Annotated in this window: 11 protein-coding genes; 4 read left to right on the forward strand and 7 right to left on the reverse strand. The window is 66.5% G+C overall.

Translation table 11 applies throughout. From position 1 onward, the window contains the following. Positions 1-75: 75 nt before the first annotated feature. The 4 genes from BRAS3809_RS13705 to BRAS3809_RS13720 all read right to left on the reverse strand — a co-directional run bounded on the left by BRAS3809_RS13705 (position 76) and on the right by BRAS3809_RS13720 (position 4,269). Complete coding sequence (locus BRAS3809_RS13705) at positions 76-1,200, reverse strand: acyltransferase family protein (RefSeq protein WP_008962697.1); 1,125 nt, start codon at positions 1,198-1,200, stop codon at positions 76-78. 102 nt (positions 1,201-1,302) lie between these two features. Further along, on the reverse strand, positions 1,303-1,995 hold the full coding sequence (locus BRAS3809_RS13710) for an SGNH/GDSL hydrolase family protein (RefSeq protein ID WP_008962698.1): 693 nt from the start codon (positions 1,993-1,995) through the stop codon (positions 1,303-1,305). A 49-nt stretch (positions 1,996-2,044) separates the two neighbouring features. Continuing rightward, the gene (locus BRAS3809_RS13715) at positions 2,045-2,422 is read right to left on the reverse strand and encodes a DUF2147 domain-containing protein (protein WP_008962699.1); all 378 of its coding nucleotides are present in this window, start codon (positions 2,420-2,422) and stop codon (positions 2,045-2,047) included. Positions 2,423-2,598: 176 nt separating this feature from the next. Further along, on the reverse strand, positions 2,599-4,269 hold the full coding sequence (locus BRAS3809_RS13720; RefSeq protein ID WP_008962700.1) for a caspase family protein: 1,671 nt from the start codon (positions 4,267-4,269) through the stop codon (positions 2,599-2,601). A gap of 155 nt (positions 4,270-4,424) precedes the next feature. Here BRAS3809_RS13720 and BRAS3809_RS13725 point away from each other — a divergent pair, with 155 nt between their 5' ends. The 3 genes from BRAS3809_RS13725 (at position 4,425) to ahcY (ending at position 8,696) form a co-directional block, all read left to right on the forward strand. Further along, positions 4,425-5,774 carry a hypothetical protein gene (locus BRAS3809_RS13725; protein ID WP_008962701.1) on the forward strand — a complete coding sequence of 450 codons (1,350 nt, stop codon included), beginning with the start codon at positions 4,425-4,427 and terminating at the stop codon, positions 5,772-5,774. A gap of 69 nt (positions 5,775-5,843) precedes the next feature. After that, positions 5,844-7,040 (forward strand): methionine adenosyltransferase, encoded by a 1,197-nt coding sequence (metK, locus tag BRAS3809_RS13730; RefSeq protein ID WP_008962702.1) that lies wholly within the window; start codon positions 5,844-5,846, stop codon positions 7,038-7,040. A gap of 243 nt (positions 7,041-7,283) precedes the next feature. After that, the gene (gene ahcY / locus BRAS3809_RS13735) at positions 7,284-8,696 is read left to right on the forward strand and encodes an adenosylhomocysteinase (protein ID WP_008962703.1); all 1,413 of its coding nucleotides are present in this window, start codon (positions 7,284-7,286) and stop codon (positions 8,694-8,696) included. A gap of 241 nt (positions 8,697-8,937) precedes the next feature. Here the strand turns inward: ahcY and BRAS3809_RS13740 are convergent, their stop codons facing one another. The 3 genes from BRAS3809_RS13740 to BRAS3809_RS13750 form a co-directional block, all read right to left on the reverse strand. Continuing rightward, positions 8,938-9,975 carry a M15 family metallopeptidase domain-containing protein gene (locus tag BRAS3809_RS13740; protein ID WP_008962704.1) on the reverse strand — a complete coding sequence of 346 codons (1,038 nt, stop codon included), beginning with the start codon at positions 9,973-9,975 and terminating at the stop codon, positions 8,938-8,940. A 180-nt stretch (positions 9,976-10,155) separates the two neighbouring features. Beyond that, the gene (locus BRAS3809_RS13745) at positions 10,156-10,764 is read right to left on the reverse strand and encodes a cytochrome b/b6 domain-containing protein (protein WP_008962705.1); all 609 of its coding nucleotides are present in this window, start codon (positions 10,762-10,764) and stop codon (positions 10,156-10,158) included. Positions 10,765-10,818: 54 nt separating this feature from the next. Continuing rightward, complete coding sequence (locus tag BRAS3809_RS13750) at positions 10,819-11,097, reverse strand: PepSY domain-containing protein (protein ID WP_008962706.1); 279 nt, start codon at positions 11,095-11,097, stop codon at positions 10,819-10,821. 582 nt (positions 11,098-11,679) lie between these two features. Between BRAS3809_RS13750 and BRAS3809_RS13755 the strand changes: the two genes are divergently transcribed. Then, the gene (locus tag BRAS3809_RS13755; protein WP_008962707.1) at positions 11,680-12,171 is read left to right on the forward strand and encodes a P-loop nucleotide/nucleoside kinase family protein; all 492 of its coding nucleotides are present in this window, start codon (positions 11,680-11,682) and stop codon (positions 12,169-12,171) included. The last annotated feature ends 256 nt before the right edge of the window (positions 12,172-12,427 follow it).

Consider the following 12,427-nt stretch of genomic DNA (forward strand, 5'->3'; position numbering starts at 1 on the left):
TCTTAAAAGATACAGATTTGCAAGAGAGAAGAGCGCGACGTGGCTGCCGCCCGGCAGCAGGACTGCGCGCCTCGATTAGTGTTGGGGCGCCGAAACCATCCGCCCCGCTTCGTCTTTGCGCAGCAGCGCCCGGCGGATCCGCCGCTGTGCCGGGGCCTCGAACCAGACGTAGGTGAGATACGCTGCCGTCAAGGTCAGGCCCATGAAGCCGATCCAGAACGGCGGCTGGCCGTAGGGGATCGCTCGCCCCCACGCACCAAAAGCCAGCGCGATGGCAAGCTGGATCGGGAAGTGCAGCAGATAGCACGAATAGGTCATGTTGCCGGCGGCCTGCAGCAGGTTCTCGAGGCGCCGGGGCAGGGCGATGGGGGTTGCGCAGACGAACAACAGGATCGGGACATAGACCAGCAGCAGCGCCGCGGCGCGCTCTGCCAGCTCGATGCCCGAGAGCCAGAGCGCGCTCGGAAGGGCGACGGCTGCGCAACCGGCGAGAACCTCGAGCCTCGCGCGGTACGGGGCATCGGCCACGCTCTGCCGCGCCATCGCGGCGAGGCCGCCGGCGTAGAAGAACACGAAGCATTTGCCGACCAGCGTGCCGCTGGCGATCCCGGCCAGGATCATCGCGAGGTTGAGCAGCGGCGATGTCGTCACGAAGCGCAAGCCTGCGAAGAACGCGGCATAGACGAGCACTTCGATCGAGACCGACCAGATCGGTCCATTGAAGCTGACGCCGGTGGGCGGCAGCCAGTCGCTGGCCATGACCAACTGCGCGACGAAATGGCCGAGATCGTTGCTCTGGTAGACGAAGGCGAAGCCGTGCTGCGCGACATAGAGCGTCTGCAGCCCCGCGACCAGCAGCAACGTCGCGAGATGCAGCGGATAGAGCCGCGACAGCCGGTTGACGAAGAAGATCCAGCCGTCGACGCGTCTGTTCGGGATGGTTGCGCCGTACTTCCAGAAGAAGATGAAGCCGGAGATGCACCAGAAGACGACGACGCCGTACTCGCCGAGCTCATAGAACGGGAACAGCGCGCGGTAGAACGGCAGCTCGCTGCGGACCAGGCCGACCGGCGCGTCGGCGACATAGGCGAAATGCGGATAGTGCCACAGCAGCACCGAGATCGTGGCGAGGAACCGCAGCAGCTCCAGCCCGAGCAGCTTGTGGGTCCTTGGCAACGTCGATGTCTGGGGCAGGGCCATGCAGCGATCTGTTAACCGTGTCGACGGGCGGCGCTGACAGACCCTACCTCCAGCCGAGTGAAGGATTGTTTGCGCCGGCCGCGATCGCGGCGCGTTCCGGCGTCAACGGCAGGCGAGGTCGGTCGCCTGCCGGATCGCCTCGTCCCAGGACCGGTAGCCGGCGGCATTGAGGTGGATGCCTTCCAGCGTGAACGGCGCCTCCATCGGTGGCAGGGGCAGGAAGGCCGCGCCGGTGCGCTTGGCGAGGTCCGGCAGCATGGCCCGATAGCCTGTGATGCTCGCCATCGCGACCTTCTCCATCGCCGCCGTGAACGGCCCGCGGGCTTCGACCGGAGGAAATTCGACGATGAACAAGCGCTGCGTCAGCATCGCCAGTTCGCGCAGCAGGGCCTCGTAGCGGCCGGCGAACGCCTGGCTGGAGTCGGGCTTGGCGGTCAGCGCATCGTTGACGCCGAGCGAAACGATGATCGCGAACGGCCGCTTCGGCCCCAGTGCCGGCTTGAGCCAGCCGGCCAGGTCGCTGCGCGTGCCGGCGCCGGCGAGGCCGGCGTTGACGATTGGATGCCCGCAGGCGCTGGCTGGCAAGGTCGCGGCCTCGACGATGCTGTCGCCGAGCACGACGATCGGGTCGTCGGTGCGCGACAGCAGGTTGTAGTGCACGACGAGCTGGCGAACGACGCGATGATCGCCGCCGGACGGCGCCGCCGAGCGGCGCGCCAGCACGAAGGCCGCCGCCGCCGCGGCGATCACCGCAAACAGCACAAATCCCAGCCGGGCCTGCGTCTTCGCTGCCATTGGACGATCAATGTCCTCATGCGACCCGAAATCGCGCGATCGCTTGGTGCTAATTGGTCCGCGTCCAGGTCGAGGACCGGCATACCATGCCGCCAAGCGCGCATCCCGCGGTCGTCAGCGTGCCGCCGGAAAGCGTCATCTTGGCATCATAGGTCTTGCCGTCGTCGGGATTGCTGTAGCTGCCGGCCCAGGCGTTGGGTCCGGTCGGCTTCATGCCGGAGAACAGCCGCTGGCCGACCTTGGCCGGGGTGTCGGTGCCCTCCTTGATCCAGACCAGCGTGCCGCAGATGGCGCCGCCGCAGGGCGCGAACTTGACCTTGGAGGCGCCGCTCTCGCGCAGCCAGACCCCGGTGACATCATCGGCGAGTGCCGGGCTCGCGGCCAGTGCGAGCGAAAAACCAAGTCCGAGAATGAAACGACCGATCATGCGAGCCTTCCCTGCGGCTTACGAGACGCATTTTGTTGCCTGCGGATCGTGTCGGCAACGCGATGTGCCGCCGGCGAGCCGCGCCGTCTCTGTTGAGCGAAAAGGATAGCAGGATTCGGGCGTCCCGCATCTGCTCCGGATACCGGCTGCGACGGACAGGCTGTCGCAGCGGGGCTTCATCGCGCCGCGAGATAGACCTCGCCGAGCAGCGAGGAGTTCGACCATGGGACCTGCTTGTTTCTGGTGCCGGCGACGACCTCGGCGCGCACGCGTGTCAGCATCTGCTGCACCTCGAGCCCGGGCGTGCCGATGTGGCGCGACAGTGCCGCGGAGAACGGGCTGTTCTCGCCGTCGCCGTCGAGCGCGACCTTGCCGGGCGCGGTCGCGAACGCGATCAGCGTGCCCGCGCCGGACGTGGCGCCGGTGCCGAGCGACGAGGGGGCCGCGAGGCCGGTGGCGCTCAGGCCTCGGCTCGGCGCGGGGCTTGCGCCTTCCGGCGGCGCGAACGGATTGTTGCGGCAGGCATCGAGGATCAGGATGTTGGTGCGGACCTGGTCGTCGAGCCCTGCCAGGATCTGGTCCATGTCGACCATTGACGATACGACGTCGCTGCCGCCCGACAATGCGATGTCGGTGGGCACGAGATAGTTGTGGCCGTCGATCTGGACGCCATGGCCGGCATAGAACACGACCGCCACCTGGGCCCTTGCGGCCTCGCGCAGAAAGTCGCGTGTCCTCGCCTGCATCGTCGCGCGATCGAGATCGATGCCCTCCACCACGGTGAAGCCGATGTCGCGCAGGCTCTTGGCGATCGCGCGGGCGTCGCGTGGCGGATTGGGCAGCGCTTGCACATGCGCATAGGCGCCGTTGCCGATGACGAGCGCCATGCGTTGGCCCGTCGTCGCCGGAGCGGGCGATGACGGCGAGACCGGCGTCTCGGCGCGCTGCTGCGGCGGCGGCGCCGGCTCCGACAGCAGCGACAGCCGCACCTTGGCGGTGGCCTGGTTGGCTTTGCTGCCGGAGTCCGATGCGGTCGGCTTCAGCGCGGCGGCGTAGTCGGCCTTGGCGGCATCGAACTCGCCCTTGGCCTCATAGGCGAGCGCGCGATGCACCAGCGCGGCGATGACGACGCTGCCGGGCGGGGTCATCACGTTGGCGGGCGGGTTCTGGGCCAGCCTGACCGCCTCCGAGCCGTCGGCAATGGCACGCTCGATATTGCCCTTGGCGCGCCAGATCACCGAGCGGTTGGTCATCGCCGAAGCCAGCGAGGGAGAGAGCCGGATCGCCTCGTTGATATCGCTGAGGGCGCCGTCCAGGTCGCCCTGGGCGGCCTTGGTGATGCCGCGGTTCTGCCAGCTATAGGCTTCGCGCGGGCTCAGCTTGATCGCCTCGTCGTAATCGCCGAGCGCGTGGACGTAGTCACCCTTGGAGCGATAGGCGTTGCCGCGGTTGTGATAGATGGTGGCGCTCGGCGGCCCGAGCTTGAGGGCGTCGTTGAAGTCGGCGATGGCGATGTCGTCCTCGCCCTTGTCGTAATAGGCCGAGCCGCGGAGATTGTAGACCGCCTGCGACGGCTGCAGCCGGATCGCCTCGGTGGCGTCAGCGATCACATGGGCGTAGTCGCCCTTCTTGTTCCAGCCGACCGCACGCCAGAAATAGATCGTGGCGAGCTGGCCTCCCGAAAACACCTTCAGCGCGATGATCTTGTTGCAGGCGGCGATCATCTGGTCCGCCGGCGTGGTCTCGGTGGTGCAGAGCGGCCCGAGCTGCGATTTCGATTGGGCGAGGCCGGGAGACGCCCAGAGCAGGGCCAGCAGCGGGAGAAGAAACAGGGTCGGGGGGCGCATGGGGAGGGACCGGAACGGGAAGCGCAGGGAAACCATATCCCGTTTGTTGCGTCCGGATGGTTCCGGGTTCAGGCCCTTTGCCTCGTTGGGCAGAAGGTGCTAGGACGATGGGCCAATGGCAGTCTGCCCACTCCCATTTCCCACCGATTGGCCGCATGAAGAACGACCAGCTGCTCGCCCAGATCACGGAGTTCTGCCGCCAGTCGGACATGGCGGAATCGACGTTCGGCCGGCGCGCCGTCAACGACGGCAAGCTGGTGCAGCGGCTGCGCGAGGGCAAGCGCATCACCATCGACACGCTGGACCGGATCCAGGCCTATATCGCGGCCTCCACCGGCACGCTGCCGCCGCCGCGGCTCGATGTCGTGCCGGAGAAGCGCGATCCCAAGAGCAATTTCCGCTTCTTCGAGAACCGGCAGAAATACCTGCTGTTCGTGCATACCTGCAGCGAGAAGCGGGTGGTGGCGGAGCGGGTCGGGCTCGAGCTCGCCAGCATCCATCCGCGTCCCCCGGCGCTGCGGCTGTTCGACGCCGGCGTCGGCGACGGCACCGTGCTGTCGAAGGTGCTGCGGACGATGCACGGCCGTTTTCCCCATATTCCGTTCTATGTCGCCGGCAAGGAGCTCAGCCTCGAGGACGTCCGGCTGACCCTGGAAAAGGTGCCGGACCGGCTGTTCGAGCACCCGGCCAGCGTATTCGTGTTCACCAACATGAACTATGCCGAGGCGCCGTGGCTGACGCCGGCCTCGCCGGCGGTGGCCGCCTCGATGATCTGGCACGAGGTCGTGCTGCAGGGCGATTCATCCGGCGATTTCGAGACCCAGATCACCGCGCTGAAGCCGTTTTTGGAGCAGAACTGGCGCGCCAACGTCTCCCAGCGCACCGGCATGCCGGTCTATGAGCGGCCGATCGCGCTGGTGCTGTACCGCGAGGACCACCGCTTCCTGCTCGACGGCATCATCCCCCGGGCCGGGCGGGTCGAGGCCAATTTCGACCTGATCATCGCCTCGCAGCCCTACCGGGCGCGCTCGTCGGTCAACTTCCGCGCCAAGCGCATCATCGCACCGCTGGCCCGGGCCCTGAAACCGGGCGGCCGGCTTATCGGAATCCACTCCCACGGCCAGGATCCGGGCCTGGAAATCATCCAGGCGGTGTGGCCGGGAGAAAATCCTTTCTCGGTCAGCCGCCATGAGCTATTGCGCGCCGTCAAGTATGAGCTGGGCTCCAGTGGGCGAGACTTAAATTTTAACGCCTATGCGGACAATCGCTCGATTTTCAGGTATGAGATGGAGGCTCTGCCCAACGAGGTCACCGGTGCGATCGGAACCTCGACGGCCTTTGCAGCCTGGAACGCGGCGGTGTATGTCGCGCAGATCGAGGAGGACCGCCTGACGGAGGTCGCCCACTCGTCCCGCGCGCTCGACGCCGCCAGAGAGGTCCTGCGAAAGCACAACGGGCTGTGGTTCTACGACGAGTCCTACGTCATCTCGCGGCGTCGCGACTGACATCCTGGGATCAGGACATTTGGGATCAATACGAACGACCGCCGTGGGCGGCAAAGAAGGGATTGCTTGATGCGCGCGTCATATCTGTTCACCTCGGAATCGGTGTCCGAGGGCCATCCGGACAAGGTCTGCGACCGGATTTCGGACGAGATCGTCGACCTGTTCTACCGTGAAGGGCCGAAGGCCGGCATCGACCCCTGGCAGATCCGCGCCGCCTGCGAGACGCTCGCCACCACCAACAAGGTCGTGATCGCCGGCGAGACCCGCGGCCCGTCCTCAGTGACGAATGAGCACATCGAGCACGTCGTCCGCGAGGCCATCAAGGACATCGGCTACGAGCAGGAGGGCTTCCACTGGAAGACCTGCGACATCGAGATCCTCCTGCATCCGCAGTCGGCCGACATCGCCCAGGGCGTCGACGCGCTGCAGCCCGGCGAAGTCAAGGAAGAGGGTGCCGGCGACCAGGGCATCATGTTCGGCTACGCCTGCAACGAGACGCCCGATCTCATGCCCGCGCCGATCTTCTACGCCCACAAGATCCTGCGCCTGATCGCCGAAGCCCGCCACTCCGGCGTCGAGAAGGTGCTGGGCCCGGATTCCAAGAGCCAGGTCACCGTGCGCTACGAGAATGGCAAGCCGGTCGGCGTGCGCGAGATCGTCGTCTCGCATCAGCACCTGATCCCGGACATGACCTCGGCGCAGGTCCGCGAGCGGGTCGAGCCCTATGTGCGCGAGGCGCTGCCGAAGGACTGGATCACCAAGGACACGATCTGGCACATCAACCCGACCGGCAAGTTCTTCATTGGCGGTCCCGATGGCGACACCGGCCTGACCGGCCGCAAGATCATCGTCGACACGTATGGTGGCGCGGCCCCGCATGGCGGCGGCGCGTTCTCGGGCAAGGACCCGACCAAGGTCGACCGCTCGGCCGCCTACGCGGCCCGCTACCTCGCCAAGAACATTGTGGCCGCCGGCCTCGCCGATCGCTGCACCCTGCAGCTCGCCTACGCCATCGGCGTGGCGCGGCCGCTGTCGATCTACATCGACACCCACGGCACCGGTAAGGTCTCCGAGGACAAGCTGGAGAAGGCGGCGGCCGAGGTGATGAACCTCACCCCGCGCGGCATCCGCTCGCACCTCGACCTCAACCGTCCGATCTACGCGCGCACCGCGGCCTACGGCCATTTCGGCCGCACGCCGGACAACGAGGGCGGCTTCTCCTGGGAGAAGACCGACCTCGCCGAGGCGTTCAAGCGCGCGGTGTAGTTGCTACTTCACCTCTCCCCGCCAGGGCGAAGCGAAGCTTCGCTGGGGCGGGGAGAGGTGGCTTGCATCGATCGATGCGAGCCAAGTGAGGGGTGACAGGTCCGGCACGGCGCACCGCGCGTGCGGCGGCCTCTCGCCTCGACACTCTCCCCGTCAGATCGGGGAGAGTGATCCAGACCGCGCTGAGACGCGTCTCGTTCAATCGTTATGACCCGTTCGAATTCATCCGACCAGGAACCCCACATGACCGCCTTCAACGACTACATCGTCAAGGACATCTCGCTCGCCGAGTTCGGCCGCAAGGAGATCTCGCTCGCTGAGACCGAGATGCCCGGCCTGATGGCGACGCGCGAGGAGTATGGCCCGAAGCAGCCGCTGAAGGGCGCGCGCATCGCAGGCTCCCTGCACATGACCATCCAGACCGCGGTGCTGATCGAGACGCTGAAGGCGCTCGGCGCCGACATCCGCTGGGTCTCGTGCAACATCTACTCGACGCAGGACCATGCCGCCGCGGCGATCGCCGCCGCCGGCATTCCGGTGTTCGCCGTCAAGGGCGAGACCCTGGTCGACTACTGGGACTACACCGCCAAGCTGTTCGACTGGCACGGCGGCGGCCATCCCAACATGATCCTCGATGACGGCGGCGACGCCACCATGTACGTCCATCTCGGCCTCAAGGCCGAGAACGGCGACGCGGCGTTCCTTGACAAGCCCGGTTCGGAAGAGGAGGAGGTGTTCTTCGCGCTCCTGAAGAAGCAGCTCAAGGAGAAGCCGAAGGGCTATTTCGCCGAGATCGCCAAGTCGATCAAGGGCGTCTCCGAGGAGACCACCACCGGCGTGCATCGTCTCTACGACATGCAGAAGGCCGGCACGCTGCTGTGGCCCGCGATCAACGTCAACGACAGCGTCACCAAGTCGAAGTTCGACAACCTCTATGGCTGCCGCGAGTCGCTGGTCGACGGCATCCGCCGCGGCACCGACGTGATGATGTCGGGCAAGGTCGCGATGGTCGCCGGCTTCGGCGACGTCGGCAAGGGCTCGGCCGCCTCGCTGCGCCAGGCCGGCTGCCGCGTCATGGTCTCCGAGATCGATCCGATCTGCGCGCTGCAGGCGTCGATGGAGGGCTATGAGGTGACGACGATGGAGGATGCCGCGCCGCGCGCCGACATCTTCGTGACCGCCACCGGCAACAAGGACATCATCACCATCGAGCACATGCGCGCGATGAAGGATCGCGCCATCGTCTGCAACATCGGCCATTTCGACAACGAGATCCAGGTCGCTTCGCTGAAGAACCTGAAGTGGACCAACATCAAGCCGCAGGTCGACGAGATCACCTTCCCCGACGGCAAGCGCATGATCCTGCTGTCCGAAGGCCGCCTCGTGAACCTCGGCAATGCGATGGGCCACCCGTCCTTCGTGATGTCGGCGTCGTTCACCAACCAGACCTTGGCGCAGATCGAGCTCTACGCCAACAACAAGGACGGCAAGTACAAGAAGGAAGTCTACGTGCTGCCGAAGTCGCTCGACGAGAAGGTCGCGCGCCTGCACCTCGCCAAGATCGGCGTCAAGCTCACCGAGCTGCGCCCCGACCAGGCCGCCTATATCGGCGTCAAGCCGGAAGGCCCGTTCAAGTCCGAGCACTACCGCTACTGATCTGCGCTCAAGCGCGGCGGAGATGACGAAGGCCGGGGCATCGCCCCGGCCTTTTGCTTAGATCTGTAGGGTGGGCAAAGCGCCTTCTTGCTCGGTGCATCAACCGCTGACGGCGGAAGCGTGCCCACCCGGATCGTGCGTCGCTTGCGGGACGGTGGGCACGGCGCGCAAACGATCCGCGTATGAGGTGACAGCGTGCTTGGCGCCTTTGCCCACCCGACGGCAGCGGCGAATGTTGCAATCACCCCGTGCGCCGTGACGACGGCGCCGCGGCCCGCACGGCCTTGCCGCGCTTGGCGGCGTGATGCTCCGAGCGCGCCGCAATCCGCTTGTGCTTCCTCGTCTCCGCCGCCGCGACCTTCACCGCCGGCGTGCGGTGCTTGGTGTATTCCTCGCCGTCGACCGGGCCGACATGCGGCGGGTCGCGGTCGAGATAGGGCCGGCCGACTCCAAAACTCTTGCCGTTGGCGTCGACCCATTTCCACAACTGCTCGGTCGCCACCCAGCGTTGCGCGCGCGTCTCGCCGTTGACGGAGACGATGTCGGCGGCGAGGCCGTGGCCGTAGCCGCCGCGCAGGCTGCCGCCGTGATAGGAGCGGTTGGTCGCGGCCTTCAGCCCGCTCGCGATCTCCTGGCGATAATCGTCGCGGAAGCCGCTGGTGATGCCCGGCGCGAGGCCCGCGGCTTCGGCGGCGTGCAGCGTCTGAAACAGCTTCATCTTGAAACCGCGGTCCATGCCGCCGATCACGTACTCCATCATGGTCTGGCCGACGCGCTCGGCGGCCTTCGGATCCTTCCAGGCGAAATCATTGTCGACCAGCCTGGTGAAGCTGCGCGTCACCCTGACCATGCGGCCCTTGCGCTTGACCGTGACGACGCGACGCTCGGTCTCCCTGATCTTGTCGAGCTTCGGCGCGCGCTCGTACAGCGCCCACAGATAGCGATCGACGCAGACGTCGATGTCGGGACATTCGTCGAGGATCTCGACCCGGTCCGCGCTGGCCACGGTGGATTTGGGCACGTCGCCCGCCGCGGTCGGCGAGACCAGTTCGTCGACGGGCAGCGGCGCCGAGGGCGTGATCGACGCGGTGGTCAGCGCCGTGTCCGCTGCGAGCGGCTGTGCAGGCGTCGGTGCAGTCGCCGTCGATGCTGTCACTTCTGCGACGACCGGCGTCGCGCTCTCGGGCTCGGCGGCGGCTGCGGGCCAGGCGATGACGCAGCCTGCGAGGACAACCGATCGGCACAACGCACGCGTGGTGAACTGCTGCGAGCTCATCATCCGGCCTCCGAGATCCGAGTAAGATCTGCGCCCCTGCGAACAGGCGCGGTCAGGCATCCGATACCTGCGATTGTTCGGCGCTTGGCGGCGGCGCGCAATAACGCAACGGGCGTTACCGGCAGCTTTTGCGGGAACTGTGGCCCGCGCGCAACGATCGGAATTGTGAGTTCCGGGTGTCGCTCATGAGTCCGCTTCGCGCCGGACAGCAGGCTGGGACGTCCGCCGCAGCAGCTTGCGTCCCGTCAGCATCGCGCGCGCCAGGTTCTCGCGCTGCAGTCGGCTCACAAGCACGACGCCGGCAACATGCAGCACGACCATCGGGATCAACAGATACGACGTCAGCTCATGGGTGTCCTCGACCCACCAGACGCCGAAGAAGCGCACGGTGACCTGCATCGCGCCGGTCACCGCCGAGACGATCAGCACGAGCAGCAGCACAAGCTGCATCGCGGTGCCGGCGGGGTTGAGGCCGAGATAGCGTCCGGTCTTGCCGCGCCGCAGATTCCACACATAAGCGGGGGTCGCGCGCAGCCTGGCGGGGAGACTGCGGAATCGGGAATGCCGCGTGCCGATCACGCCCCAGATCAGGCGGAAGGCGAGCAGCCCGAGGATCGCGTAGCCCGCGGTGCGATGCAGGCCGTCGTAGATGTTCGGCGTGACCCAGGCGATCAGCACCAGCACGGCCAGCAGCCAGTGCCATAGGCGCAGCGGCAGATCCCAGACCTGCACGGTCTCGGCTGCATCCGGGTCTGTCAGACTGGCTTTGGGCGCTGTGCCGTGCATGAGCATCACGTCGCGGCGGGCGGGGATGCTGCGCGCCGCCCGCCGACTCCTAGACGATGGCTACTTGGCGATGGTGTGCTTCAGGCTGAGATCCTCGGGGCTGTAGAACAGCTCGTACAGCTTGCCGCCCTTGACGCCGTAGACCTCGTAGCAACTGCCCTCGACCTTGGAGCGGCGCACCTCGTACCCGGCATCCTTGGCCTTCGCCTCGGCCTCGGCGGCCGGCTGCCACTGGGCCTTGTCGAGCTTGGTGCAGGTCTTGTAGCCGTCGGCCATGGCCGGCGCGACGGCGAACCCTGCGAGCATGGCGCCGATCGCGGCGGCGGTGGTCAGTCTCATCAATCCCTCCCATGAGCAAATTCAAACACGATGCATCGTGGGATGAGGGAAGACGGCAACCGCACCAACGTGTCAACGGAGCGGCAGCTGGAATTTCTCTTAGAGCTTTTCCAGGTTTTTGCGGAGCCTGAAAAACAAGGGGTATGGCAAAAGCCGGCGCAGCCGCGACGTTAAGTCTCGATCATCAGGGTCTCGCCCTTGGAGCCCACAAGGACTCGACGATGTCGATCGCGACACACGTCGGAATTAGTTGCGCGTCATGCCCGGGCTCCGTCCCGGGCATCCACGTCCGTCCAGGATGCCGACCGACGTGGATGGCCGGGACGGAGCCCGGCCATGACGGAGGAGATGGACGGGCACATGCCGCGATCTGCCCCGCGGTTTCAATGTGGACCAACTAGACCGCGCCACGAGGATCTGCCAGAAACATGCGATGACCTCGCACGCTCACCTCGCAGGCGCTGCCATCCGCAGCCGAATTACCGACCCGGCCTGATCCGTCGGGCCGGGCGCGTTTGCCTGCGACTTGATCTGTGAACATCTCTGGCGCCCCGGGCGGTGCCGCATACGAGGTCTCCATCCATGTCTCCAAGCCAACCCATGCTGCACCTCGTGTGCGGCAAGATCGCTGCCGGCAAGTCGACGCTGGTCGCGGAGCTCGGCCGGCGCCCGGCCACCGTGGTGGTGGCCGAGGACGACTGGCTGGCGCAGCTCTATCCGGGCGAGCAGGCCAGCTTGGCCGACTATGTCCGCAATTCGTCCCGGCTGCGCGCCGTGATGGGCCCGCATGTCGTGGCGCTGCTGCGTGCCGGCGTGTCGGTCGTGCTCGATTTCCCCGCCAACACGCTGGCGAGCCGTGGCTGGATGCGCGGCCTGTTCGAAGCGGCGGGCGTGCCGCACCGGCTGCATCATCTCGACGTGCCCGACGCGGTCTGCAAGGCGCGGCTGCGGGCGCGGAATGCAGCGGGGGAGCATGCGTTCAACGTGACAGACGAGGAGTTCGACCTGTTCACGTCCTACTTCGTCGCGCCGACGCCCGAGGAAGGATTCGACGTGGTCGTGCATCGGCGGTAGCTGATCCTGCCTGGTAGCCCGGATGAGCGCAGCGATATCCGGGATCATCGAGAGAGCGCGTGAGACCCCGGATATCGCTGCGCTCATCCGGGCTACGCGGACTATCGGACGGATGCCCCCTTCAGTGAGTGTGCTGACGTGTAAGGGGATCGACCTCCACGCACCGCCGTCGTCCCGGCGAACGCCGGGACCCATACTCCGCGGCGGGGGTTGCAAGACAAGACGGATCCGACATCTCGCCCGATCACATCTCCCT

It is taken from the genome of Bradyrhizobium sp. STM 3809, assembly GCF_000239795.1.
Lineage (GTDB): Bacteria > Pseudomonadota > Alphaproteobacteria > Rhizobiales > Xanthobacteraceae > Bradyrhizobium.

Coding starts and splice junctions, on each gene's coding strand:
- BRAS3809_RS13705 (WP_008962697.1), bottom strand. CDS start 1,200: ATGGCCCTGCCCCAGACATCGACGTTGCCAAGGACCCACAAGCTGCTC.
- BRAS3809_RS13710 (WP_008962698.1), bottom strand. CDS start 1,995: ATGGCAGCGAAGACGCAGGCCCGGCTGGGATTTGTGCTGTTTGCGGTG.
- BRAS3809_RS13715 (WP_008962699.1), bottom strand. CDS start 2,422: ATGATCGGTCGTTTCATTCTCGGACTTGGTTTTTCGCTCGCACTGGCC.
- BRAS3809_RS13720 (WP_008962700.1), bottom strand. CDS start 4,269: ATGCGCCCCCCGACCCTGTTTCTTCTCCCGCTGCTGGCCCTGCTCTGG.
- BRAS3809_RS13725 (WP_008962701.1), top strand. CDS start 4,425: ATGAAGAACGACCAGCTGCTCGCCCAGATCACGGAGTTCTGCCGCCAG.
- metK (WP_008962702.1), top strand. CDS start 5,844: ATGCGCGCGTCATATCTGTTCACCTCGGAATCGGTGTCCGAGGGCCAT.
- ahcY (WP_008962703.1), top strand. CDS start 7,284: ATGACCGCCTTCAACGACTACATCGTCAAGGACATCTCGCTCGCCGAG.
- BRAS3809_RS13740 (WP_008962704.1), bottom strand. CDS start 9,975: ATGATGAGCTCGCAGCAGTTCACCACGCGTGCGTTGTGCCGATCGGTT.
- BRAS3809_RS13745 (WP_008962705.1), bottom strand. CDS start 10,764: ATGCTCATGCACGGCACAGCGCCCAAAGCCAGTCTGACAGACCCGGAT.
- BRAS3809_RS13750 (WP_008962706.1), bottom strand. CDS start 11,097: ATGAGACTGACCACCGCCGCCGCGATCGGCGCCATGCTCGCAGGGTTC.
- BRAS3809_RS13755 (WP_008962707.1), top strand. CDS start 11,680: ATGTCTCCAAGCCAACCCATGCTGCACCTCGTGTGCGGCAAGATCGCT.